20 protein-coding genes are annotated in these 24,066 nt (G+C 62.5%); 5 read left to right on the top strand and 15 right to left on the bottom strand.

Features of this window, described 5'->3' with window-relative positions; genetic code table 11:
* The first annotated feature begins 5 nt into the window (after positions 1 to 5).
* A complete protein-coding gene (kynU, locus tag QQL76_RS17410; RefSeq protein ID WP_499208725.1) occupies positions 6 to 1,199 on the top strand; it encodes a kynureninase in 1,194 nt (397 codons plus the stop codon).
* A gap of 7 nt (positions 1,200 to 1,206) precedes the next feature.
* Here the strand turns inward: kynU and QQL76_RS17405 are convergent, their stop codons facing one another.
* Positions 1,207 to 2,085, bottom strand: a complete 879-nt coding sequence (locus QQL76_RS17405) for a DMT family transporter (RefSeq protein WP_499208724.1) — start codon at positions 2,083 to 2,085, stop codon at positions 1,207 to 1,209.
* Positions 2,086 to 2,228: 143 nt separating this feature from the next.
* On the opposite strand from QQL76_RS17405, the gene QQL76_RS17400 reads away from it, so the two are divergent.
* On the top strand, positions 2,229 to 2,939 hold the full coding sequence (locus QQL76_RS17400) for an SDR family oxidoreductase (protein ID WP_126006995.1): 711 nt from the start codon (positions 2,229 to 2,231) through the stop codon (positions 2,937 to 2,939).
* A 16-nt stretch (positions 2,940 to 2,955) separates the two neighbouring features.
* On the opposite strand, the gene polA is transcribed toward QQL76_RS17400, so the two are convergent.
* Positions 2,956 to 5,973, bottom strand: coding sequence for a DNA polymerase I (gene polA / locus QQL76_RS17395; protein WP_499208723.1), 3,018 nt, complete (start codon positions 5,971 to 5,973; stop codon positions 2,956 to 2,958).
* A 151-nt stretch (positions 5,974 to 6,124) separates the two neighbouring features.
* Here polA and QQL76_RS17390 point away from each other — a divergent pair, with 151 nt between their 5' ends.
* From QQL76_RS17390 to QQL76_RS17380, 3 genes are all read left to right on the top strand, one after another.
* Positions 6,125 to 6,793 (top strand): hypothetical protein, encoded by a 669-nt coding sequence (locus tag QQL76_RS17390; protein ID WP_499208722.1) that lies wholly within the window; start codon positions 6,125 to 6,127, stop codon positions 6,791 to 6,793.
* Positions 6,790 to 7,110: a hypothetical protein gene (locus QQL76_RS17385; protein WP_499208721.1), complete on the top strand. Its 321-nt coding sequence runs from the start codon at positions 6,790 to 6,792 to the stop codon at positions 7,108 to 7,110. The genes QQL76_RS17390 and QQL76_RS17385 overlap by 4 nt, the downstream gene beginning before the upstream one ends.
* A 307-nt stretch (positions 7,111 to 7,417) precedes the next feature.
* Positions 7,418 to 8,884, top strand: a complete 1,467-nt coding sequence (locus QQL76_RS17380; protein WP_499208720.1) for an alanine/glycine:cation symporter family protein — start codon at positions 7,418 to 7,420, stop codon at positions 8,882 to 8,884.
* A 34-nt stretch (positions 8,885 to 8,918) separates the two neighbouring features.
* Here the strand turns inward: QQL76_RS17380 and QQL76_RS17375 are convergent, their stop codons facing one another.
* The 13 genes from QQL76_RS17375 to nusA form a co-directional block, all read right to left on the bottom strand.
* A complete protein-coding gene (locus QQL76_RS17375; RefSeq protein ID WP_499208719.1) occupies positions 8,919 to 9,380 on the bottom strand; it encodes a GNAT family N-acetyltransferase in 462 nt (153 codons plus the stop codon).
* A 763-nt stretch (positions 9,381 to 10,143) separates the two neighbouring features.
* Positions 10,144 to 10,899 (bottom strand): hypothetical protein, encoded by a 756-nt coding sequence (locus QQL76_RS17370; protein ID WP_499208718.1) that lies wholly within the window; start codon positions 10,897 to 10,899, stop codon positions 10,144 to 10,146.
* On the bottom strand, positions 10,896 to 11,480 hold the full coding sequence (locus tag QQL76_RS17365; RefSeq protein WP_499208717.1) for a hypothetical protein: 585 nt from the start codon (positions 11,478 to 11,480) through the stop codon (positions 10,896 to 10,898). Before QQL76_RS17365 ends, QQL76_RS17370 begins: the two co-directional genes overlap by 4 nt.
* A 155-nt stretch (positions 11,481 to 11,635) precedes the next feature.
* Complete coding sequence (locus tag QQL76_RS17360) at positions 11,636 to 11,881, bottom strand: hypothetical protein (RefSeq protein WP_499208716.1); 246 nt, start codon at positions 11,879 to 11,881, stop codon at positions 11,636 to 11,638.
* Positions 11,882 to 11,967: 86 nt separating this feature from the next.
* The gene (locus QQL76_RS17355) at positions 11,968 to 12,171 is read right to left on the bottom strand and encodes a hypothetical protein (protein ID WP_499208715.1); all 204 of its coding nucleotides are present in this window, start codon (positions 12,169 to 12,171) and stop codon (positions 11,968 to 11,970) included.
* Between the two features lie 240 nt (positions 12,172 to 12,411).
* Entirely contained in the window at positions 12,412 to 14,535 is a 2,124-nt protein-coding gene (gene pnp, locus QQL76_RS17350; RefSeq protein WP_499208714.1) for a polyribonucleotide nucleotidyltransferase, read from the bottom strand.
* 299 nt (positions 14,536 to 14,834) lie between these two features.
* Positions 14,835 to 15,104: a 30S ribosomal protein S15 gene (gene rpsO, locus QQL76_RS17345; RefSeq protein ID WP_126007017.1), complete on the bottom strand. Its 270-nt coding sequence runs from the start codon at positions 15,102 to 15,104 to the stop codon at positions 14,835 to 14,837.
* A 202-nt stretch (positions 15,105 to 15,306) separates the two neighbouring features.
* Complete coding sequence (locus QQL76_RS17340; RefSeq protein WP_499208713.1) at positions 15,307 to 17,019, bottom strand: sensor histidine kinase; 1,713 nt, start codon at positions 17,017 to 17,019, stop codon at positions 15,307 to 15,309.
* A 233-nt stretch (positions 17,020 to 17,252) separates the two neighbouring features.
* Positions 17,253 to 18,191 (bottom strand): tRNA pseudouridine synthase B, encoded by a 939-nt coding sequence (gene truB, locus QQL76_RS17335; RefSeq protein WP_499208712.1) that lies wholly within the window; start codon positions 18,189 to 18,191, stop codon positions 17,253 to 17,255.
* Positions 18,191 to 18,640 (bottom strand): 30S ribosome-binding factor RbfA, encoded by a 450-nt coding sequence (gene rbfA, locus QQL76_RS17330; protein WP_499208711.1) that lies wholly within the window; start codon positions 18,638 to 18,640, stop codon positions 18,191 to 18,193. The genes truB and rbfA overlap by 1 nt, the downstream gene beginning before the upstream one ends.
* 129 nt (positions 18,641 to 18,769) lie before the next feature.
* Positions 18,770 to 21,511: a translation initiation factor IF-2 gene (gene infB, locus QQL76_RS17325; RefSeq protein ID WP_499208710.1), complete on the bottom strand. Its 2,742-nt coding sequence runs from the start codon at positions 21,509 to 21,511 to the stop codon at positions 18,770 to 18,772.
* 102 nt (positions 21,512 to 21,613) lie between these two features.
* Entirely contained in the window at positions 21,614 to 22,255 is a 642-nt protein-coding gene (locus QQL76_RS17320; protein WP_499208709.1) for a YlxR family protein, read from the bottom strand.
* Between the two features lie 159 nt (positions 22,256 to 22,414).
* Entirely contained in the window at positions 22,415 to 24,022 is a 1,608-nt protein-coding gene (gene nusA, locus QQL76_RS17315) for a transcription termination/antitermination protein NusA (RefSeq protein ID WP_499208708.1), read from the bottom strand.
* Positions 24,023 to 24,066: the final 44 nt, after the last annotated feature.

Below are 24,066 nucleotides of genomic sequence, written 5' to 3'. Positions count from 1 at the left end.
TTTACATGACCGATTTCGACAAGACCCGCCGCGAATTCCATCTGCCCGAGGGCCTGATCTATCTGGACGGCAACTCGCTTGGTCCGCTGCCCAGGAAGGCAGCCGAACGGGTCGCCTCGACCATCACGGCCGAATGGGGGGACATGCTCGTCACCGGCTGGAATAAGGCCGGCTGGATGGCCAAGCCGACGGATATCGGCGTCCGCATCGGCAAGCTGATCGGGGCGCCCGCCGGCACCGTCGTCATGGGCGACACCCTGTCGATCAAGGTCTTCCAGGCGCTTGCCTCGGCGCTGCGGCTGCGGCCCGATCGCAAGATCATCCTGTCCGACACGGGCAACTTTCCCTCCGATCTCTACATGGCCGAAGGCCTGGTGGGGCTGCTCGGCCAAGGCTACAGCCTGAAGACGGTCGCGCCGGAAGACGTCGAAGGCGCGATCGACGAAACGGTGGCGGTCACCTTGATCACGGAGGTCGACTACCGCACCGGGCGCATGCACGACATGAAGCGGATCACCGAAAAGGCCCATGCGGCCGGCGCGCTGACTGTCTGGGATCTCGCCCACTCGGCCGGCGCCGTACCCGTCGACCTGACGGGCGCCGATGCCGATTTCGCCGTCGGCTGTACCTACAAATATCTGAACTCGGGCCCGGGCGGCCCGGCCTTCATCTATGTCAGGCCCGATCTTGCCGAAAGTGCGGAGCCCGCGCTTGCCGGCTGGCTCGGCCACGAGCAGCCATTCGCCTTCGACCAGAACTACAGGCCCGGCCGCGGCATCGAGCGGATGCGCGTCGGCACGCCACCGGTGCTGCAGATGGCCGCGCTCGAAGCGGCGCTGGATATCTGGGACATGACCACGATGGCCGACGTGCGCGCCCGCTCGATCGAACTGACGGAACGCTTCATAGCCGGCGTCGAGGCCGCTTGCCCGGAATTAACGCTCGCGACGCCGCGCGACGCGGGCATGCGTGGAAGCCAGGTCAGTTTCCGGCATGCGGAGGGCTACGCCATTATGCAGGCGCTGATCGCGCGCAAGGTGATCGGCGATTTCCGCGCGCCGGACATCCTGCGTTTCGGCTTCACGCCGCTCTATATCGGCGAGGCGGAAGTGGACGGTGCGGTGAAGATCATCGCCGAAGTCATGGATGGCAGGTTGTGGGATCGCGAAGAGTACAAACGTCGCGCCCGCGTCACCTGATAGCCGGCTAACTTCTGAGCCAGACATAGATGCCGCTGCCGACGAGAAGACCGGCGCCGGCGATCATCGTCCATTGCAGCGGGTCCCCGAAAACGACAACACTGATCGTGGCGGCAGCCACGATCTGGGAATAGAGAAAAGGCGACAGCGACGAAGCCGGCGCGATGGCGAAGGCGCGCACGAGCAGGAAATGGCCGAGCGCGCCTAAACTTCCCATTGCAGCCATCAAGCCGATCTGCGGCAAGGTCGTTGCTTCCCAGACGAAGGGAAGCGCCAGCGAAAACAAAACGGCGCCCACGCTCGTCGTATAAAAGAGCGTGGTCGATGCGACATCGTAGCGGCCGACAAGCCGTGTCAACAGGTAGAAGAAAGCCAGAAGCACGGCTGCGCCGAGCGGGATCAGCATGGCGGCTTCGGCGCCGAATCCCGGCCGGATGATCAGGAGAACGCCCAGGAAGCCGACGACCACGGCGACGAGCTGGCGCGGCCCCACGCTTTCACCCAGGACCAGATAGGCCAGCAGCGTAACGAGCACCGGCGCGAAGAACAGCACCGCGGTCGCATCGGCAAGCGGCACGTGGATCAGCGACGCGTAGAGAAGAAACGTCGTGGCGCACAGCAACAGCGCCCGCACCAATTGCAGGTCGAGACGCCGACTTTTCCAGAAGCCCGGCTTCGCGCGCAGTGCGAGCACCGTCATCACGATCAGCGTATGGAAGAAATAGCGACCCCACACCACCTGCACCACGGGCAGGTCGCCGGTCAGCAGTTTCGACAGGGCATCCATGCTGGCAAGCACGAAGGTTGAGCCGAACGTCAGGGCAATGCCGAGCAGGAGGCGAACCGGTCGGGCGTCGGGCGAGGCTGGGGGCGGAAATTGGGTCAAAGGTTTCTTCAAAGCAGTCCAGGGATCGCGGAACCCGTTTGCTCGGATCCGGCTTTTGGAGGAAGGGTGACCCTATCACCGTCTGAAAGCGCGGGCAGGTTCACCAAGCGAAAATTATTGAAGCAGTCGAAAGGAATTTCGGGATGATGAAGACGGCGATCGTCACCGGTGGCGCTTCCGGAATAGGCGCGGGCATCGTGCGTCAACTGATCGACGAAGACTGGGATGTCGTCGTCGCCGACCTCGATGAAGAGAAGGGCGCTGCGATCGTAGAGGAAACCGGATGCGATTTCGTGGCCTGCGATGTGGCGCGCGAGGACGACATCGTCGCGTTGATCGAGGGCGTGCAGGAACGCAGCGGCCGCATCGATGCCATCGTTTCCAATGCCGGCATCTCCGAGTTTGCTGGCCTTTCCGAACTGACGCTCGCCGACTGGAACCGGGTGATCGCAATCAACCTGACGGCCGCCTTCCTTCTCGCAAAGCATGGCGAAGGGGCGCTGCGGCAAGCGAAAGGCGCCATGGTGCTGATCGCATCCACCCGGGCGCATATGAGCGAGAAGGACACGCACGCCTATTCCGCGACCAAGGGCGGGCTCGTCGCGCTGACCCACTCGCTGGCGATCAGCCTTGGGCCGGACGTGCGCGTCAACTGCATCTCGCCGGGCTGGATCGACGTTTCGGGGGCTAAGCTTTCGGCCGAAGATCACGCCCAGCATCCGGCCGGCCGCGTCGGCACGCCGGAAGACATCGCGCATCTTGCCGCCTACCTCCTGTCCGAGAAAGCCGGCTTCGTCACCGGAGCCGAGTTCACCGTCGATGGCGGCATGACGCGCAAGATGATCTACAGCTGAGCCACTCGGCCGGCTGTCAGTGTGCCTCGTCCCAATTGTCGGCGGCGCGCGCATCCACCTTCAGCGGCACCTTCATGGAGAGCGCGGGCATGGCTGCGTTTTCCATGAGATCGGTGACGAGCTCGATCGTCTGGTCCACTTCCGCTTCGGGCACCTCGAAGATCAGTTCGTCATGCACCTGCAGCAGCATGCGGCCGGACAGGCTCGATTGTGCCAATGCCGGCTCGATGCGGATCATCGCCCGGCGAATGATGTCGGCAGCCGAGCCCTGGATCGGCGCATTGATCGCCGCGCGCTCGTTGAAGGCGCGGACCTGAGGGTTTGACGAGCGGATTTCCGGGTAATGCGCCCGGCGGCCGAAGATCGTTTCCACATAGCCATGCTCACGCGCAAACGCCTTGGTCGCATCCATATAATCGCGGATGCCCGGGAAGCGCTCGAAATAGCGGCGGATGTAGTCGCTGGCCTCGGACCGCTCGATGGCAAGCTGGTTGGCAAGGCCGAAGGCGGAGATGCCGTAGATGATGCCGAAATTGATGGCTTTCGCCCGCCGGCGGACTTCCGACGGCATGCCTTCGATCGGCACTGAAAACATTTCCGACGCCGTCATCGCGTGGATGTCGATGCCATCGGCAAACGCCTGGCGCAGTTGCGGAATATCGGCCACATGGGCAAGGACCCGCAGTTCGATCTGGCTGTAATCTGCCGAGACCAGCTTGTTGCCCGGTTCCGCGATGAAGGCGGTGCGGATCTTGCGGCCTTCGGCGGTGCGGATCGGGATGTTCTGCAGGTTCGGCTCGGAGGAAGAGAGCCGGCCGGTGGTCGTCGAGGCAAGCGAATAGGAGGTGTGGACGCGCTTCGTCTGCGGATGAATGTAACCCGGCAACGCATCGGTGTAGGTCGATTTCAGTTTCGACAGCTGCCGCCAGTCCACGATCTTGCGCGGCAGCTCGTGGCCGACCGCGGCCAGATCTTCAAGCACCTGGGCAGATGTCGACCACTGCCCGGTCTTCGTCTTCGAGCCGCCCGGCAGACCGAGCTTGCCGAACAGGATTTCACCGAGCTGCTTGGGCGAACCGAGATTGAATTTCTCACCAGCAAGTTCATAGGCCGCCGCCTCGTGGGCGCCCGCACCTTGCGCGAATTCGCCGGACAGACGTGACAGGATCTGGCGATCCACCGAGATCCCGCGCTCTTCCATGCGGGCAAGAACCGGCAGCAGTGGCCGCTCCAGCCGCTCGTAGACGTGCACGAGACCCTTGGCCACCAGCTGCGGCTTGATCGCGAACCAGAGTCTCAGCGCAACATCTGCATCCTCGGCGGCATATTCGGTGGCCTTCTCGATCGACACGAAATCGAACGTCACCTGCCCCTTGCCGGACCCCGCAACTTCCTTGAGGCCGATCGTCTTGTGGCCAAGCCAGCGTTCGGCCAGCGCGTCCATGCCATGGCCGCCGGAGCCCCCGAAACTCGCCATGCCGGATTCGACGACATATGACATCAGCATCGTGTCGTCGAACGGGCCGATTTCGACGCCGTAGCGCTTCATCAGCAGCCAGTCATATTTCAAGTCCTGGCCCACTTTCAGGATGGCCGGGTCTTCCAGCAGCACCTTCAGCCGGGCAAGCGCCTCGTCGAAATTCACCTGCCCTTCGGCGATGCCGCCGCCGAACATGTCACCTTCGCCGGTACGGTGGGCGAGCGGCAGGTAGGCCGCCATGATCTCCCTGCCGGATGCATCCTTGCTGTTGCCGGCAACCGCGAGCGACACGCCGACGAGATCGGCCTGCATCGCATCCAGCGCATTGCTTTCCGTGTCGAACGCGACGAGCCCAGTTTCACGGGCAATAGCGATGAAACGGTCGAGCGTCTCCAGATCGGAAATGGTGACATAGGACGTGCGGTCGATCGTGCTGGTTGCTGCCGCTTCGGCACGGGCCTTCGCCAGAGCCTGAGGCGTCCAGGTCTCTGTCTTGGCGCTTACGGAGGCACTTGCAACGGTTTGCTCCGAGCCGCCGGCTGCCCTTTGGGCAACCGTCGTCCCGCCCGCGGGCGCTGCCGCATCGCCCTTGTCGAGATCGGGTCCGTGGGCGTCAGCCCCCCACTGCACCTGGACATGGGACGGCTCGACGGCAGCCGCATCCGTACCGGTGGCTTCCGCGACGCGGCGGGTGAGCGAGGTGAACTCCATCGCCTTCAGAAAACCGACGAGCTTCGGCCCATCCTGTGCGTCGAGGCTCAATTCTTCGAGCCCGACATCGATCGGCGTGTCGAGCTTCAGCGTGACGAGCTCGCGCGACAGCCTTGCCTGATCGGCGAACTGAATGATGTTTTCGCGCCGCTTGTTCTGCTTGATCTCGGACGCACGTTCCAGAAGCGTATCGAGATCGCCATATTCCTCGAGCAACTGCGCTGCGGTTTTCGGGCCTATGCCGGGGATGCCGGGAATGTTGTCGGTCGAGTCCCCTGTCAGCGACTGCAGGTCGATCATCTTTTCAGGCGGCACGCCCCATTTCTCGATGACCTCGGGAATGCCGATCTGCTTGTCCTTCATCGTGTCGTAGAGCGACACTTTGGGGGTAACGAGCTGCATCAGGTCCTTGTCGGAGGAGACGATCGTGACGTCGCCCCCGGCCTCGACAGCCAGCCGCGCGTAGGTGGCGATCAGATCGTCTGCCTCATACCCTTCCTTTTCGATGCAAGGCAGGTTGAAGGCGCGCGTTGCCTGGCGGATCAGGCCGAATTGCGGGATGAGATCATCCGGCGGGGCGGAGCGGTTCGCCTTGTACTGATCGTAGAGCGTGTTGCGGAAGGTCTTTGAAGAATAGTCGAAGATCACCGCGAAATGCGTCGGCGTGACGCCCACTTCCGTGTCGCGCGCCTCGACGAGCAGCTTCCACAGCATGTTGCAGAAGCCAGACACGGCGCCGACCGGCAGGCCGTCGGATTTGCGCGTCAGAGGCGGAAGCGCGTGGTAGGCCCGGAAGATGTAGCCCGAACCGTCGACAAGGAAGAGGTGATCGCCGTTTTTCATGCGCCGACGATTAGCGCGGCGATGAAAGCGAGTCTACACGGCGTCGCTTCGCCAACGCCGTTGTTGCGGCGCCCGGTGCCCATGCTTTCGACACACTCCATTGGAATGGTCGCCCCCTGGCATGCAACCTACGCGTATTGGAGCCGACACCATGTTCTCAGCCCTTGGCGACCTTGGCGCGCTGCGTGCTCCACTGGCTCTCGGCTTTGCCGGGCTCCTGGCTGCCTCGATCATGCCACTGCCGGCGGCCGCCCAGGACGCGCCAGCCACTGCCGTCATCACGAGCGACGAGGCCAAGGCCGCGCTTCCAGACGCCGAAGGATACCGGCTCGAGATTGAAAATGACGGGCTCAATGCGCAGCAGAGGCAGGACCTCGGCACGATGCTGATCGACACGATCGGAGATGCGCATTTCTTCGGTGCGATCTATGCGTTTCTGCCCGAAGGATCAAGGCAGCTCTCCATCCATCTGCGCCGGCAATTGCACTCGATGGAAGCGGCGGAAAAATCCGCACTGGCGGACTGCGACGCCGAACGGAGCGAAGGCGATTCCGAGTGCTACCGGATCGGCCGGATCGTGCCGGAGAACTGGAGCGACGACGACGGCTCGTTGCTATCGCACGAAGCCACCTTTGCGTTTTCCCAGAATGTGGACGCGCTGGAGGGACCGAAGATCGTCGCGCGGTCCCGCAACACGACCGCCTGGGCCATGTGGAGCGGCGAGGATGTTCGCCAAAGAGCGCTGAACGAATGCAATGAAGCGGTCGAGGCCGGAGGGTTCGAGCCGGATTGCGAAATCGTCATCGACGATGACGCGTGAGCGGCAATCATCCGGTGCGTGAGGCCATGGACGATATCGAGCATCGCGCCGGCAGTCCCCTAAAGCCTATCGGCGTGTTCCCGGGCTTCGAAATTCTCGTGTGTTTTGCCGTTCTGATCGGATGCATGGCAGCCGGGGCAGCTTGCTTTGCGCTTGGTGCTTTCGCTCTGCTGCAATGGGCGGAGGGCGATGCACGTGGCGGTGAGATCCTGTTCCTGGGCTTTGCCGTTCTCACCGGCGCCGTCGTGGGGTGCCTGGCAGGCATTGCGTGGTCGGTGCGCTGGCTGCGGGGCCGGTGGCGGATCTTAAAAAGCTGACGGTCGATCCGCCGGCAACGGCCCGCCAGGCATGCGAATAGGCTGACCGGCGAGTGAAAGCCGCCAACGGGCTGGCGCAGAATATCTACCAACAAGAGACAAGCATGGGCCGCTCGGTGACGAGCAAGGTTCAAAGTTAGTCCCTGATGGTTGCTTTGTGGCAGCCCCTCAGCCTCAATGGGATGAGCGTCGCATCGTCTGCGACGGTCACACGAGCTTCCATTGGTCGCGCGTTCGTGCTGGAGGGAGGGGCGTTGCGATCGCATTATTGAAGGAGCGGCCCGCTCCTAGAGGGGATTTTGAGCTTATGGATCTGATTACCGGCTTTTTCGGTCTGATCGAGGACCTCACCTGGGGATGGGCGCTGATCCCCATTCTCGTGGTGTTCGGCGTGTTCATCACGGTGATGAGCGGCTTCGTTCAGATCGAATATTTCACCCGCATGTTCCGTGTGCTCTCGGGCAAGAACCAGAGCGGCGATCCGAATGCGATCAGCGCGCGCGAAGCGCTTCTGATATCCGTCGGCGGCCGTGTCGGCGGCGGAAACATCGCGGGCGTGGCGGTGGCGATCACGCTTGGCGGACCGGGTGCGGTGTTCTGGATGTGGGCGATCGCGCTGGTCGGCATGGCGACGAGCCTTGTCGAGGCATCGCTGGCGCAGCTCTACAAGCGCTCGAACGGCGACGGCACCTATCGGGGCGGACCGGCGAGCTATATCATCCACGGGCTTGGCCACCGCTACCGGTGGCTCGCCGTCGTCTACGCAATCTGCCTGATGCTCGCCTTCGCCTTCGGCTTCAACGCGTTCCAGGGCAACACCTTTGCGGGCGCGGTGAATGACAGCCTCGGCGTCGACCGGCTGTGGAGCGGCATCCTCCTCGCCATCATCACCGGCTTCATCGTCTATGGCGGCATCCGGCGCATCGCCAAGGTGGCGGATGTCATCATCCCGATCATGGCGTTCATCTATATCGGGCTGGCACTTATCGTCATCGTGATGAACATCACGGAGCTGCCCGGCGTGATCTGGTCGATCATCGCCAATGCGTTCGGCCTGGAAGAAGCAGTCAGCGGCGGCGTGGGCGCGGCGCTGGCGCAGGGCCTAAGGCGCGGCCTCTTCTCCAACGAAGCCGGCCTCGGCTCGGCCCCGAACGTGGCGGCGACCGCCGATGTGCGCCACCCGATCAGCCAGGGCATCACGCAGTCCTTCTCGGTCTTCATCGACACGATCATCATCTGCTCCTGCACGGCCTTCATCATCCTGCTCAGCCCCGTCTACCAGCCGGGTGCCGAAGGGATCGACGGGGTGGTGCTGACGCAGCAGTCGCTGGTGAGCCAGGTGGGCAACTGGTCGCAGTACTTCCTGACCTTTGCGATCCTGCTCTTCGCGTTCAGCTCGATCATCTACAACTACTATCTGGGCGAGACGGCGCTGAAGGTGATGACCGGCGCACCGGCGGCGCTGCACGTTCTGCGGCTGGCGATCGTCGTGATCGTCTTCCTCGGCGCGACGGCGCCCGGCGCAACGGCGGTGTTCTTCTTCTCAGACCCGCTGATGGGCGTGCTCGCGATCGTGAACCTGATGGCGATCATGATGCTGTTCCCGACCGCGCTGCGCGTGCTCAACGATTTCCGCGACCAGCTGAAATCGGGCGTGGAACGGCCGGTCTTCCGGCCGACGGCGTTCCCGGATCTCGACCTCGACCACGAGGCCTGGCCCTATGCCAAGGCGAACCCCGAAACGGTGGTGGAGAGCCGGCCGACGGGCGCCTGACAGCTGACGACAGATCTGGTCGGCGGCGGCGCCTTCAGCCGCCGCCGGCTTTGACGGCAATGTCGAAATGCATGACGTCCTCGCGCGTGCCGAGCCTGGTGTAGAGCGCGACGGCCGGATCGTCGCCGTAATCGGCCTGAACATAGACGACCCAGGCGCCACGCTCGGCGCCGATCGCGCGGAGCTTTTCGATCAGAGAGGTGGCGACGCCCTGCCTGCGATGGGCCTCGGCCACCGCAAGATCGTAGATGTAGAGTTCCGAGCGCTGCTGCTCGAACTTTTCGAGCTCATAGGCGACGAGACCGCCGATCACATCGTCCCCGTCCAAGGCCACCAAGGCATGCACGTATTCGCGGGCGAGAAGCCGCGCGAGCCAGGCGTCGGCTGGCGGCCTGGACGCATAGCTCTCGGGATCGTCAAATTCCCGCGCGAAAAGGCCGTTGAGCTGGCGCGCGAGCGCCTCGTCACCCGCGGTGAGCCGCTTGATCTCGAACATCGATCGCTCCGTTTCCTGTCGCCTGTCCAATGCGCGGAGCGTAGCGCGGCCAGTCTTCGAGCGGGAGAGGCCGGCAACGGAACAGGCCGAGAAGGGAGGCCCATGCGGCTTTGCCCGGCACGGCTTTCGCCGCCCGGGGGATGAGGCAGAATGGAGACGGGGCGCGCGAAGCGGCCTCGATAGAAAAAGTAGGTGTGGCTCGCTTCGCGCGCCCCGCCCGACGTTTCACGGGACCCTCGTCCCTCTGGACCAGTCGACACCCTCTGCGCCGTCGCCCTTTTGACGGGGACTTCATGCGGGACCGGACCTTCGCGAGCACATGGTGGCGCACTTCAGGCTCCCGGCGGGACCCTTCATGCGGCTTCACGCGCTCAGCCCGGATCGAACGCCCCTCCACCGGCCGCATCGCAGCTCACGGGGATCATCGCTCGCTTCCGCACCGACGGCTTGCATGGACACGGAGCCAAAGCCGGTCGTAGTGCCGGCGGAGGCGCTGTCGGTCCAGCTCCAGGCTGCGGGCATCGTTCCCCACAACCGGAAGCGCCGTCCCCCACCCGCACCCGGACGTCTCGCGAATGCTTCCAACCGGCGGGGACGAAGGGAGTATGGCACGGGGCGGAGGGGCGGGGAAAATTGGGGGGCAGTTATGACGGCTTTCGATCCAACGACGGTCGGCTACGTCGATATTAGAGAACCCCGAGAGCGGCCGTCATAGATGATTCATGGGGATTGGCCTACCGCATCCCGACAAGCCCGCCGAAGTTTACGTCGAATATTTCAGAATGACGTTGTCAACGAGGTCTTCTATGAAGTCGATGACTTTAGATTTGTTGACCGTCACTCCAGACGGATGGGCGCATGAGTTCCGCGTGCCTAACTTTTGGTCCAAGATTTTCCGAACATCGTTTGAGACTACACCTGCTGCGCGGCACAGCTCGATGAACTTCGTTTCCTTGATTTCGGTGAAGTCATCCCGCTGCGTGATGGCGTCAATTTTGACGCCCTTGTCCTTCAATAGGGCCGCATTGAAGTCCACTAGTTTGTGCTTGATGATATGGGCAAACAGATGATCCATCGCCAATATCCACGTCATGACAATGGCAGCGCGGTTAGCGCCAACCTCGAAGCAATTGATGGCTTCTTTAAGAAATTCCTTATCAGCGCCAGCGGGTAGCTTCTGCTCTAACCCCCGGAGCGTGGCGCTGGTCTGAGCGGTGACGGTTTCGGCTCCAATCTTACGGGAAAGAGCCTCACGCATGTGGCGTTGAAGTTTATAGCCACCATTTGATTTGATATATTTTGGTGGCTTGCTTTTAAGGCCTTCTGATAGGCGAGCACTCACGTTCCCTGGCACAACGAGATCACATGCAGCAAAACATTCAGCAACTTGCTTGGGCGTCGCCGACTCCTGCCCGGATTTGAACGTCAAGAAGTATACAAATAACTCGACGAGGGCACTTTGGCTCTGGTCAGCAGCATTCTCAATCGAACTATAGAATTGATTGACCTCATTGGTCATTCAGAACTCTTCTTTTTGAGATCAAACTTAAAGTGGTTGCTTCCTACAGTGGTAATCCTAATATCCGTGGCGGAATTATAATCGATGTAACCAAAGTTCCGACCGCTAGCATCGCGGAATGCTTGCGCGAATGCCTTGGGCACCCGTGCGTTCACTTTTTCAAAGCAAGTGTAGAATTGATCGGTGTTGGGGTTTTCGATACCCAGTTCATCATTCATGAACTTCAAGAACACCAAGATTTTCTGCGGATTATTTTTAGCTTCATAACGCTCATAAAAAGCCGGCAAGCCTGAAGTGTCGAGATTCTTGTCCAGTTTGGGCGAGTCCGCGCTCACATTGGGACCACCCTCATCACTGGCCAGCCGCTTCTTGGCAGGCGGTTTGCGTTTCGACCTTGCCTTGGGCCTGCCGCCGTCTTCAGCAGGGCCTGCTCCTTCGCTCTCATCAAGTGGAGGCGGCTGCATGGTGCCCCCCGCCAATAATTGTTCTTTGAAATCATCGTAAATGGCGCGAACAAGTTCAGGATCGCCCTCCACATCAATAATTCCCTGAGAGATGTTTATATGAAGCTTCGCGATCACCGAGCCCCCCAGCTGTAGTTAAAATCGGAATTGCGATCTCACGCGATACCAGGCGCGGGAGACAAGGACAATTTTCGGTTCTACACCGTAGATTTCAATTCCAGAGAAGTGCACAGTCTGCGACCCTTTGAATTCTGCCGGTCATCGTTGCCCATTCACCCCACCGCGCGGCGTAGTTCAGCCAAGCATGTCATAGCATGGAAGCGGTGGTCCTCGGCGTCTTCTCGTTCTTCGAGCAAGGCGCGCTGGAAGGTGAAGAAGGCGGCTTGGAAATTGCCGGCCGATCTCGCGAGTTCGGGTCGGCTCCTCAGGTCAACGATCAACCGGGTCAAGGCTAAGTCCTTCTGAACATCCGGTTCTTCGACCACCGCCAGATAGTCTGCAGCTTGGTCGAGGGTCATGCGCACGCCACTCCATGCCAATACTTCAAATCGGCGCGAAGTTACATGCAATTACGTTTTCTGCAACCGCTAGTTTAAGCGGATCGCTACAGCTTATGGAAACACTTTATTTCTGTTTCTATCGACATGCGACCAGCATCGCTGCAGATTTCAGGAGGTTCACTTCTGGCTTCAAGTTCAGCCATGGCGAGAAGATGAGCGAGCATGGGCTCGCGCGATTCGATCGCCAGTTTCCGCAATTCTACGAGCATTTCCGCGACATAAATGAGCTTCAGCTTCGAATTGGCCATGAACGATATCCTGTCATGATGATTCGCTCATACAGAATTCACGCAACTACAGATCGCTTCAAGCACTGAAATGTTATTCAAAACATTTAAATTGGATAAGACGCAGAATGGCTGAGTATTCTGCCGAATACCCCTAAATATTTATGGGAGGACAGTGAACACTCACGCTCCAACAAACAACAAAAACGGCCGCATCTTTCGATGCGGCCGTTGGCATTTCAGCGGAGCTGATCGGCTTGATCAGTCTTCCTGCTTTTCGCGTTCCTTGCCGGTTTCCTGGTCGACGACCTTCATGGAGAGGCGGACCTTGCCGCGTTCGTCGAAGCCCATGAGCTTGACGTAGACCTTCTGGCCTTCCTTGACGACGTCGGATGTCTTGGCGACGCGTTCTTCGGCGAGCTGGGAGATGTGGACGAGGCCGTCGCGCGGGCCGAAGAAGTTCACGAAGGCGCCGAAATCGGCGATCTTCACGACCGTGCCTTCGTAGATGTGGCCGATTTCCGGCTCGTCGACGATGGAGTGGATCCACTTCTTGGCGGCTTCGATCTCCTTGCCGGAGGCCGATGCGATCTTGATCGTGCCGTCATCCTCGATGTTGATCTTGGCGCCGGTCTTCTCGACGATCTCGCGGATGATCTTGCCGCCCGAACCGATGACGTCACGGATCTTGTCGACGGGGATCTGCATCACTTCGATGCGCGGGGCGAATTCGCCCAGCTCTTCGCGGCTCGTCGTGAGGGCCTTGGCCATCTCGCCGAGAATGTGGATGCGACCGTCCTTGGCCTGGCCGAGCGCGATCTTCATGATCTCCTCGGTGATGCCTTCGATCTTGATGTCCATCTGCAGCGAGGTGATGCCGTTCTCGGTGCCTGCGACCTTGAAGTCCATGTCGCCGAGGTGGTCTTCATCGCCCAGGATGTCGGAAAGGACGGCGAAGCGCTCGTCTTCCTTGATCAGGCCCATGGCGATGCCTGCGACGGGGCGCTGGATCGGCACGCCTGCATCCATGAGTGCGAGCGAGGTGCCGCACACGGTCGCCATGGAGGACGAGCCGTTGGATTCGGTGATTTCGGAGACGACGCGCAGCGTGTAGGGGAACTGCTCGGGCGCCGGCAGCATCGGGCGGATCGCGCGCCATGCGAGCTTGCCGTGGCCGATTTCGCGGCGGCCAGGCGAGCCGATGCGGCCCGTTTCACCGACGGAGAAGGGCGGGAAGTTGTAGTGGAGCAGGAAGCGCTCCTTGTACATGCCCGTGAGGCTATCGACGTACTGCTCGTCTTCGCCGGTGCCGAGCGTGGCGACGACGATCGCCTGGGTCTCGCCGCGGGTGAAGAGTGCGGAGCCGTGGGTGCGCGGCAGCATGGAGACTTCCGACACGATCGGGCGGACGGTGGCGAGATCACGGCCATCGATGCGCGACTTGGTGTCGAGGATGTTCCAGCGCACGATCTTGGCCTGGAGCGACTTGAAGACCGAACCGATCTGCTCGGCGGTGTAGCGGGCTTCTTCGCCTTCGGCCGGTGCGAAATGCGCCTTGACCTTGGCCTTGACGGCATCGACGGCGGCGTAGCGTGCGGCCTTGTCGGTGTTCTTGTAGGCGTCGCGGAGTTCGGCTTCGGCGAAGGCGAGCATCTCGCTTTCGAGCGCCGAATGATCTTCGGCGGTGAAGTCGCGCGGCTCCTTGGCGGCCACTTCGGCGAGCTTGATGATCGCGTCGATCACCGGCTGGAAACCGCGATGGCCGAACATGACGGCGCCGAGCATCGTCTCTTCGTCGAGTTCCTGGGCTTCCGATTCCACCATGAGAACCGCGTCACCCGTGCCGGCGACCATCAGGTCGAGCTTGGATTCCGGCATCTCGTCGACGGTCGGGTTCAGGCGGTATTCACCGTTGATGTAGCCGATGCGCGCGCCGCCGACGGGGCCCATGAAGGGCACGCCCGAAAGCGTCAGCGCAGCGGACGTGGCGACGAGGGCGACGACGTCCGGATTGTTCTCCAGATCGTGCTGCATCACGGTGACGATGACCTGGGTGTCGTTCTTGTAGCCGTCCGGGAAGAGCGGGCGGATCGGCCGGTCGATGAGGCGCGAGGTGAGCGTCTCGTTTTCGGAAGGACGGCCTTCGCGCTTGAAGTAGCCACCCGGGATCTTGCCGGCGGCGTAGGTCTTTTCCTGGTAGTTGACGGTGAGCGGGAAGAAGTCCTGGCCGGGCTTCGGCTCCTTGGCGGAAACGACGGTGGCGAGCACGACGGTCTCGCCATAGGTGGCGATGACGGCGCCATCAGCCTGGCGGGCGACCTTGCCCGTTTCGAGGGTCAGCGTGCGGCCGGCCCATTCGAGTTCAACTTTGTGGTGATCGAACATGGAGTGTCCTTGATTGGCGGGGCGCGCGAGGCTCGTCTGAGAACCGCAGCACCCGGCTTGGCGTTATGACGCGCCACGGGCAAGACAACGGGAGGCTTGGTGTCCGGAAGGAAAACGGCGCGCGGCCGATGCAAGCATCCTGCAATCCTGCCCCATGACAGGTCGCTTATCACCCGCACCGACCTCTTGCCGGGCGGGGTAGACCGGACAGGCGGAGCTGCGAAAGGCGCCGCCTGCCGAAAGTGCAAACCGGCGGATGGCCGTTCAACGAACAGCCCCGCCGGCTTCAAGCTCAAAGCCTAGCGGCGGATGCCGAGGCTGGTGATCAGCGTCTTGTAGCGCTCTTCGTCCTTCGACTTGACGTAGTCGAGGAGCGAACGGCGGCTGGAAACCATCTTGAGGAGACCACGACGGGAGTGGTTGTCCTTCTTGTGGCCCTTGAAGTGATCGGTCAGGTTGTTGATCCGCTCGGTCAGGATCGCGACCTGGACTTCCGGCGAACCGGTGTCGCCTTCCTTGATCGCGTATTGCTTGAGCAGTTCAGCCTTACGTTCGGCAGTGATCGACATCGGACAATCCTTTCTATCGATTGTTTGAGGATCTTCGGGACGCCTGCGGCCGGGATGTCGTCCAGCGGAGGCCATGACAAAACGCGAAGGTGGCAGAACCACCCGTCGCGCTGGCGTGCCTATAGGCCAAAACCGCCCATAAGGAAAGGGCGAAATGGCCGTTGCGCCCTGCGGAAAGCCGCAACAGCGGGAGCCCACGCGCTCAGGCTTGCTCCTCGGAGCCATCGGCACGCAGGCGGTCGAGCGGGATGGCGAAGTGCCACTCGATGCCGTTGGCATGAAGCGTGCGCGTGATCTGAGCATCGAGCGTGCCGCCCATCATGCGCTCGAGCACGACGGAGCCGAAGCCCTTGCGCTCCTGATCGGGCGAGACGTGGAGTTTCTTCACATATTCGCGCCAGGTGAGCGACAGCATACCCTCGCGCCGCCACCAGGTGATTTCGAGCCGGCTCTCCTCGTCCGCCAGCGCACCGTATTTCGAGGCGTTGGTGGCGAGCTCGTGCACCGCCATGCCGAGCGTCTGCGAGGCCTGCGCGTCGACCATGACTTTCGGTCCCAGAAGCCGCACGCGCTCCGGGTCGCTCGGCAGAAAAGGCTCGAGCTGGCTTTCCACCAGCGCGCGGAAATCGATGCCGCGGGCGGCGTTGGCGAGCAGCAGGTCGGTGGAGCGGGCAAGGCCGGTGATGCGGCGCCGGAAGCTGTCGACGAACTCGTCGACGCTCGCAGCGTTCTTGGCGGTCTGGCCGACCATGGCGTTGATGACGGTGAGCTGGTTCTTGGACCTGTGCGCCACTTCGCGCATCAGCAGGCGGATCTCGCTCTCGGCCTCGCTGCGATTAGAGGCTGCCTCGCTGAGGGCGGTCGACACGACGGCAAATTCGCTGATCGGATGGGGCGGCTGCGGCACCGGCTGCCCGGCGCCCAGAAGCCGCGCGCTTTCCGACAGCCGCCTTGCAGAGCGCGTGACACGGCCGGCCACGAGCCAGGCGACGAAACCTGCCAGAGCGCCGATCGTCAAGCCGCCGATCAAAAGAAGGGCGATCGAACGCATGATGGGGGCGCTGATCGTCGCCTTCGGAGTCCAGGCGACGACACTCCACTGGGTGAGCGCCGAACCTTCCCGGATGATCTGGAAGGAATGGCCGTTCATGTCCACCTCGGTGATCCCTTGGCGGAAGTTTTCCTTGAAGGTGAAGGGCAAGGTTCCGCCCGCCGCAAGTGAGGGATCGGTGGAGGAGAGAACCGTCTGACTGTCGTCGACGATGGCGACCTGCCAAGAGGCGGGCAGACGACCGTCTTCGATCGCCCGGGCCAGGGAATCGGCGCCACGCGCCAGAACGAGAAGGATGGGTTCGCGCCCCTCGCGATTGACGGGTAGCGCCACGAAGAACACCCACGAGAGCGACGTCTCGCTGAAGAGCACGCCGGATACGGCAGAGGTTCGGTCCTCAAGTGCGCGGCGCAGCGTTCTGGGATCGCTCGCCGCAGGCAGTTGCACCCCATAGTCGGCGCGCGTGTTGAACACCTGCCGCAGATCACTGCCGACGACGGCGAGGTTCATGCCGCGGCCGATGAGCGCGCGGCGGCCGCGGTCGTGGAATGCTTCGAGGTTGTCGGCCTGGAGAGTCGGATCGGTCGCCAGCACCCGCAGCGTCGTCAGCATGCCGGAGACTTCCTGCTCCACCACCTGAACGATCGAACGCGTGTTGGACTGGAAGATGGACTGAAGGCCTTCCTGCTGCACCGAGTTGGTGCGCACCAGAAGGTAGCCTGAAAAGAGGAGGGCAGGCACGAGGCAGATGAGGATCAGGAAGAAAAGATAGTCCGAGATCGGGCGCGAACGCAGCCTGTCCGTCGCTTTGGGAGCCGCCTGCTCCACCTCGGAAGGAGCGTTGTCTTCCACTGCCTGACTCATCAGCACGCAACCCGCATCGAGGCGCGCTTCTGACTGCTCAGCCGATGATGGGAAACAACTTCGAACATCTGATCCCGAGCCTTCTATGCGGCAGCGCGTTCTCGTTATTGTTCTTGCCGGAATGGCGGGCCCGGCACTTTATAGTTTCTCCTTCGGCCACCGGCCGAGAACGCTCCTGGCGTAGATAGGCGCGCCAAGTTGTCCAACTAGGCGCGCAACGTGTGAAATGGATTTCAGTTGCCGAAAACCCGGCGGGGACGAAACTCTCCTTGGCCAATTTCGCCGATTGCAACAAGACGACCGCGCGCCGTGACCCAGACATCGGCCTCATCGAGCGGCGCGTCGCGGCCGCGCAGAATGATCGGGTTGCCCATGCGCAGCCGGTGCGCCTGATCGTCGGTGATCGCGACATGCGGCAGATTGGCGAGCGCTTCACCGGTGTCGATCAGGAACGCATCGAGCGCAGCAAGCCGCTCTGCATCATCCGCCATCTCTTCCAACACCGTCAGGTCGGCGAGTGGCACCATGTCTTCGTCTGAGAACGGCGCGACGCCGATGCGGCGCAGCTTGGCGATATGGCCATAGCAGCCAAGATCGCGACCGAAATCGCGGGCGAGCGAACGCACATAGGTGCCCTTGCCGCATTCCACGACGAAGACGGCAAGATCGTCCTCGGGACAGGCGACCAGATCGAGACGGTGGATTTCCACTTCCCGCGACGCGATCTCGACCGTTTCTCCGCCACGCGCGAGATCGTAGGCACGGTTGCCGTCGATCTTGACCGCAGAATACTGCGGCGGGATCTGCTCGATCACGCCGGTATAGCGCGGCAGCAGGGCCTCGATGTCGGATTGGGCCGGGCGACGGTCGCTCGATTGCGTGACCTCGCCTTCCATATCGTCGGTGTCGCGCTCGGCACCCCACCGCACGGTGAATTCATAGATCTTACGCCCATCCATGACGTAGGGAACCGTCTTGGTGGCGTCGCCAAGGGCGATCGGCAGGAGGCCGGACGCCAGGGGATCCAAGGTTCCGGCATGGCCGGCCTTCTGGGCCTTGAACAGCCACTTGATCTTGGAGACGGCCTCCGTCGAGCCGAAATCCTCTGGCTTGTCGAGGATGATCCAGCCCGAGACGGGCCGACCCTTGTTCTTGCCGCGACGACCGCCCATCAGCTCGACGACCCCTTGTCGGCATCGTCGGTGTCATCGCCATAATTGTCGGTCGTGCGGTCGAGATCGCGAGCGACTTCGGGCGAGCGCAGAAGCTCATCGATCTTCTGGTAATTGTCGAAGCTCGTGTCGTCCCGGAAACGAATTTCCGGCATGTATTTCATCTGTCGGAGCGCTGGCGTGATGTGCTTGCGCACCGCGCGCGCATTGCGGTTGAGCGCCGCGACGAGCGCATCGTGATCCCGCTCGCCAAGCGGCGTGACGTAAGCCGTCGCGATCTTGAGATCGGGCGACATGCGCACTTCGGAAATGGCAATGACGGTCGCTTCGATCAGCGGATCGCGGATTTCGTCGCGCTGAAGCACTTGCGTGATGGCGGCGCGGACCTGCTCGCCGACACGCAACATGCGCTGGCTGGGTCCGGAGCTGGATGAATTCGTACGTGCCATGGGTAATGCTTGTTCCGGTGAAACGGGAATATCGATCGAACGGACAACCGCGTGGATAGCCTCCGCGAATGGGAAGACGCGCCGGGCTGAATGTCCCGACGCGTCCTGATCCGATCGATCGAACGACGACTAGAGCGTCCGCGTTACATGCTCGACGCGGAAGCACTCGATGACGTCGCCTGCACGAATGTCTTCGTAGTTCTGGAACGCCATGCCGCACTCTTGGCCGACCGGCACTTCGGACACTTCGTCCTTGAAGCGCTTGAGGGTCTTGAGCGTGCCTTCGTGGATGACGACGTTGTCGCGGATGAGGCGCACGCCGGCTCCACGCTCGACCTTGCCTTCCGTGACGCGGCAACCAGCGACCTTGCCGATCTTCGTGATGTTGAACACCTCGAGGATCTCGGCATTGCCGATGAAGGTCTCGCGCCGCTCCGGCGACAGAAGGCCCGACATGGCGGATTTCACATCATCTACCAGGTCGTAGATGATGTTGTAGTAGCGGATCTCGATGCCGGCGGCCTGCGCAGCATCGCGTGCCTGCTTGTTGGCGCGGACGTTGAAGCCGATGATCGCCGCATTGGAGGCTTCCGCAAGCGAGATGTCGCTTTCGGTAATGCCGCCAGCGCCGGAATGCACGATGCGTGCACGAACTTCGCTGGTTCCGAGCTTGTCGAGCGTGCCGATGATGGCCTCGATCGAACCCTGAACGTCGCCTTTGATGACGAGCGGGAATTCCTTCAGCCCGGTATCCTGGAGCTGCGTCATCATCTGTTCGAGCGAACCGCGTGAGCCGGCCTGACGCGCGACTGCCTTTTCACGAGCGAGACGCTGACGGTATTCGGAAATCTCGCGGGCGCGCTGCTCGTTCTCGACGACCGCGAACCGGTCACCGGCCATCGGCGTGCCCTGCAGGCCGAGGATCTCGACCGGCATCGACGGACCCGCTTCCTTGACGCTTTCGCCGCGGTCGTTGACCAGCGCACGCACGCGGCCCCACTGGTCGCCCGCGACGATGATTTCGCCCGGATGCAGCGTGCCCTTCTGGACCAGCACCGTGGCAACCGAACCGCGACCGCGATCGAGCTTCGCTTCGACGACCATACCTTCGGCCGTACGGCTCGTATTGGCCTTCAGGTCGAGAATTTCCGACTGGAGAAGGATCGCTTCGAGCAGCTTGTCGAGATTGGCGCCGGTCTTCGCGGACACTTCCACGTCGAGCACTTCACCGCCCATGGATTCCACGAACACCTCGTGCTGGAGGAGCTGCGTGCGGACCTTCTGGGGGTCGGCCGACGGCTTGTCGATCTTGTTGATCGCCACGATGATCGGCACGTTGGCCGCCTTGGCGTGGCTGATCGACTCGATCGTTTGCGGCATCACGCTGTCATCAGCTGCGACCACGAGGATCGCGATGTCGGTTGCCTGCGCACCACGGGCACGCATGGCCGTGAAGGCGGCGTGGCCGGGCGTGTCGATGAAGGTGATCTTGTTGCCATCCTTCTCGACCTGGTAGGCGCCGATATGCTGGGTGATGCCACCGGCCTCGCCAGACACGACGTTGGCGTTGCGGATGGCGTCGAGCAACGACGTCTTGCCGTGGTCGACGTGGCCCATGATCGTGACGATCGGCGGACGCGACGACAGATCGCCATCGACATCCTGCACGTCGAAGATGCCCTCTTCGACGTCGGATTCCGACACGCGCTTGACCGTGTGGCCGAATTCGGTGGCGATGAGCTCGGCCAGGTCGGCATCGATGATGTCGCCGGGCTTCATCATCTGGCCTTCCTTCATCAGGTACTTGATGACGTCGACCGAACGCTCCGCCATACGCTGGGAGAGTTCCTGGATGGTGATGGTTTCCGGCAGGACGACCTCGCGCTGGATCTTCTCGCGGGTCTCCTGCATCTGCGCGCGCTTGAACTTCTCCTGGCGGCGACGCATGGCCGAGAGCGAACGACCGCGGGTCGAACCATCTTCGTCCAGAGCGCCCGTGAGGGTCAGCTTGCCACGGCGGCGTTCGCCGTCGGTCTTGGCGCGGGTTGGCTTCGGTGCCTCCACCTTGGCCGGACCTGCACCCTTGCGAGGGCCGGCGCGACCATCGTCATCGTCGGCATCGACCTTGCGGCCGACGCGGGCGACGGGGGCAGCCTCTTCCTTTTCCTTCTCCTTGACGGGAGCCGGACGCTTGCGTTCGCCGGATTCGGCGGAGAGGACCTTGGCTTCGGTCTCAGCCCGGTTCAACGCGGCCTGTTCCGCCTCGATGCGGGCCTGCTCGGCACGCTCGATGGCGAGGCGCTTGTCTTCCTCGGCGCGGCGGCGAGCTTCGATCTCGGCCTGCTTGCGCTCCTCGATGTCGCGGATGCGTGCTTCCTCGAGTGCACGACGGCGGGCATCCATCTCACCGGCGGAAAGGTTGCCGGTGGAGCCTGGACGCGGCCGCACCTGCGGAGCCGGACGCGGGGTCTCGAAGCGCTGAGGAGCTGAGGCCGGGCGCTGCGGGGCCGGACGCGGGGCTGCCGGACGTTGCGGCTGCTGCTGCGGCGCGGCGGCAGCCGGCGCGGGTGCCGCGGCGGCAGGCGCAGGTGATGCCGACGTCGACGCTGCTGGCTGTGCCGGCTGCTGCTGGGACTGCGCTGCCGGGGCAGCAGCAGGCGTGGGTGCAGCCGGCGCCGCCTGAGCGGGTGCCGGCTTCACATCGTCTTCTGGGCGGTGAATGCGACGCTTGCGCGTCTCAACGACGACGGCCTTCGTCCGGCCGCGTCCCATTTCCTGCCGTACAGTGCCCTGGCTGCCGCCGGGACGCTTCAGAGTAAGGGTCGACTTGCTCGGTACGCTCAGGGTCTTGTCGTCTTTAGTGTCGCTCATTCCGTATCCGTTCCTTGGAAACAGAGATGCGCGACAGGGATGGCGGCGCAGCGCTGTTTCGATCTATTCTCGACGGCGCGGGCTCATGCCGACGCCACACATCTATTCCAGTTCGCCATGTTCGGTCCCACCGTTGAGGGCCCCATCTGACGGCTTAGCCAAGCCGTGGCGGTAGCGATGGAGCAACTTTGCGCGCTTCACTACACCCTCACCGGCCTGTCCCGCAAGCGCTGCGGCATGGATTAACGCGCCTTCGCCCAAATGAAACGCCATCTCGTCGGCGCTGAGGAGGTGAAATGCCTCGATCGGCTCCAGTCCGACCTCGACCGCGAAATGGCGCGCCTGGCCGATCTTGCGCACGCCGTCCTCTGCCGCATCGGTGGCATGGAAGACCGCGAGCGCTTCGCCGGAGCGCACGGCCTTGTCGACCTTGGTGGCGCCGGAGACGAACTGGCCGGCCTTGCGGGCCATGGCCATCATGCCGAGCAACTGATCGCGCAACAGGCGATCGAGCATTTCCGGCATGTCCGGATCGATCGTCACCTCGGCCTTGAGGGCCTTGGCGAAAAGGCGGCGCTTCAGGGCGAGTGCGACGATATCGCGCTCGGGCGTGATCCAGCAGCCGCGGCCGGGCAGTCGCTCCTTCAGATCGGGAACGACGGTGCCGTCCGGAGCCGCGACGAAGCGGATCAGGCCTTCCGTCGGGCCGCTTGCGCGCGTGACGATGCACATGCGCTCGCTCATTGGCTCAACCTTTCCGGCCACGATCCGCTTTCCAGTTTCTTGCAAAAGCCGTTTCGCGTTTCTTCGACTCGCTCAACGGCTCTAAGTTTTGATTTGTCGCGTTTCCGACGGTGAACCGGTATCCACTTAACCTGGAAACGCTCTAGGAGCCGTGAGGCCTCAGGCCTGCTCGGCATCCTCTTCGACGGCTTCTTCCGCACCTTCTTCGGCTGCGATGTCGTCCTCGGTGATCCAGCCGGCAGCCAGACGCGCCTGGATGATCATCGCATCGGCGTCAGCGCGGGACACTTCGAAATCCTTCAGGATGCCGTCGAACCGCTTGGTTTCGCCGTTTTTGCGCTCCGCCCAGCCGACGAGGTCGTCGGCCGCACAGCCGGCGAAGTCGTCGAGCGACTTGATGTCGTTCTCGCCGAGCGCGACCAGCATCTGCGTCGTCAGGCCTTCGACCTGCTTCAGGTCATCGGCAACACCGAGCTCGACACGCTTGGCTTCGAGTTCGGCTTCCAGGCGATCGAGGTGCTCGCGGGCGCGGGTTTGGAGTTCCTGCGCGGTCTCTTCGTCGAAACCGTCGATGGACGCGATTTCGTCAAGATCGACATAGGCGACTTCCTCGACCTGGCTGAAGCCTTCGGATGCCAGCACCTGGCCGACCATCTCGTCGACATTGAGGGCTTCCATGAAGAGGTTCGAGCGCTCGACGAATTCCTTCTGGCGGCGCTGGCTTTCTTCTTCCTCGGTCAGGATGTCGATATCCCAGCCGGTGAGCTGCGAGGCGAGGCGCACGTTCTGGCCGCGGCGGCCGATGGCGAGCGAAAGCTGCTCGTCCGGCACGACCACTTCGATGCGCTCGGCATCTTCGTCGAGAACGACCTTGGCGACTTCGGCCGGCTGAAGGGCGTTGACGATGAAGGAAGCCGGGTCGTGGCTCCACGGGATGATGTCGATCTTTTCGCCCTGAAGCTCGCCGACGACCGCCTGGACGCGGCTGCCGCGCATGCCGACGCAGGCGCCGACGGGATCGATGGAGCTATCGTTGGAGATGACCGCGATCTTGGCACGCGAACCGGGATCACGGGCAACCGAGCGGATCTCGATGACGCCGTCGTAGATTTCCGGCACTTCCATGGTGAAGAGCTTGACCATGAACTGCGGATGCGTGCGCGACAGGAATATCTGCGGGCCGCGCTGCTCGCGGCGCACATCGTAGACATAGGCGCGGACGCGGTCGCCATAGCGGAAGTTTTCCCGCGGGATCGTCTCGTCGCGGCGGATGATGCCTTCGCCACGGCCGAGATCGACGATGACGTTGCCATATTCGACGCGCTTGACGGTGCCGTTGACGATCTCGCCGACGCGGTCCTTGTATTCATCATACTGCTTGTCGCGCTCGGCTTCGCGAACCTTCTGGACGATGACCTGCTTTGCCGACTGGGCGGCGATGCGGCCGAAATCCATGGGCGGCAGCGGATCGGTCACGAAATCGCCGAGCTGGATGTTCTCGTCGCGGTCACGCGCCAGTTCGAGGGCGATCTGGGTTGAATAGTCCTCGACCTTGTCGACGACGAGCAGACGGCGCTGCAGCTTGATCTCGCCTGTCTTCGGATTGATGTCGGCGAGGATGTCGGTCTCCTGGCCGTAGCGCGAGCGGGCAGCCTTTTGGATGGCGTCCGCCATCGCGTCGATGACGATCTCGCGATCGATCAGCTTCTCGCGGGCGACCGCGTCGGCGATCTGCAAGAGTTCGAGCCTGTTTGCACTGACTGCCATGGATATCTCCCTGAATGGGCGCCACCGAAGGCGCCGCTCGTCAT

Source organism: Rhizobium albus (assembly GCA_030160035.1).
In the GTDB taxonomy this organism is placed as follows: domain Bacteria; phylum Pseudomonadota; class Alphaproteobacteria; order Rhizobiales; family Rhizobiaceae; genus Georhizobium; species Georhizobium albus.
The sequence above is the reverse complement of the archived record's forward strand: the minus strand, read 5'-3'. Positions and strand labels throughout refer to the sequence as shown.

Coding starts and splice junctions, on each gene's coding strand:
- kynU (WP_499208725.1), top strand. CDS start 6: ATGACCGATTTCGACAAGACCCGCCGCGAATTCCATCTGCCCGAGGGC.
- QQL76_RS17400 (WP_126006995.1), top strand. CDS start 2,229: ATGATGAAGACGGCGATCGTCACCGGTGGCGCTTCCGGAATAGGCGCG.
- polA (WP_499208723.1), bottom strand. CDS start 5,973: ATGAAAAACGGCGATCACCTCTTCCTTGTCGACGGTTCGGGCTACATC.
- QQL76_RS17390 (WP_499208722.1), top strand. CDS start 6,125: ATGTTCTCAGCCCTTGGCGACCTTGGCGCGCTGCGTGCTCCACTGGCT.
- QQL76_RS17380 (WP_499208720.1), top strand. CDS start 7,418: ATGGATCTGATTACCGGCTTTTTCGGTCTGATCGAGGACCTCACCTGG.
- QQL76_RS17375 (WP_499208719.1), bottom strand. CDS start 9,380: ATGTTCGAGATCAAGCGGCTCACCGCGGGTGACGAGGCGCTCGCGCGC.
- QQL76_RS17370 (WP_499208718.1), bottom strand. CDS start 10,899: ATGACCAATGAGGTCAATCAATTCTATAGTTCGATTGAGAATGCTGCT.
- QQL76_RS17360 (WP_499208716.1), bottom strand. CDS start 11,881: ATGACCCTCGACCAAGCTGCAGACTATCTGGCGGTGGTCGAAGAACCG.
- QQL76_RS17355 (WP_499208715.1), bottom strand. CDS start 12,171: ATGGCCAATTCGAAGCTGAAGCTCATTTATGTCGCGGAAATGCTCGTA.
- pnp (WP_499208714.1), bottom strand. CDS start 14,535: ATGTTCGATCACCACAAAGTTGAACTCGAATGGGCCGGCCGCACGCTG.
- rpsO (WP_126007017.1), bottom strand. CDS start 15,104: ATGTCGATCACTGCCGAACGTAAGGCTGAACTGCTCAAGCAATACGCG.
- QQL76_RS17340 (WP_499208713.1), bottom strand. CDS start 17,019: ATGAGTCAGGCAGTGGAAGACAACGCTCCTTCCGAGGTGGAGCAGGCG.
- truB (WP_499208712.1), bottom strand. CDS start 18,191: ATGGGCGGTCGTCGCGGCAAGAACAAGGGTCGGCCCGTCTCGGGCTGG.
- rbfA (WP_499208711.1), bottom strand. CDS start 18,640: ATGGCACGTACGAATTCATCCAGCTCCGGACCCAGCCAGCGCATGTTG.
- infB (WP_499208710.1), bottom strand. CDS start 21,511: ATGAGCGACACTAAAGACGACAAGACCCTGAGCGTACCGAGCAAGTCG.
- QQL76_RS17320 (WP_499208709.1), bottom strand. CDS start 22,255: ATGAGCGAGCGCATGTGCATCGTCACGCGCGCAAGCGGCCCGACGGAA.
- nusA (WP_499208708.1), bottom strand. CDS start 24,022: ATGGCAGTCAGTGCAAACAGGCTCGAACTCTTGCAGATCGCCGACGCG.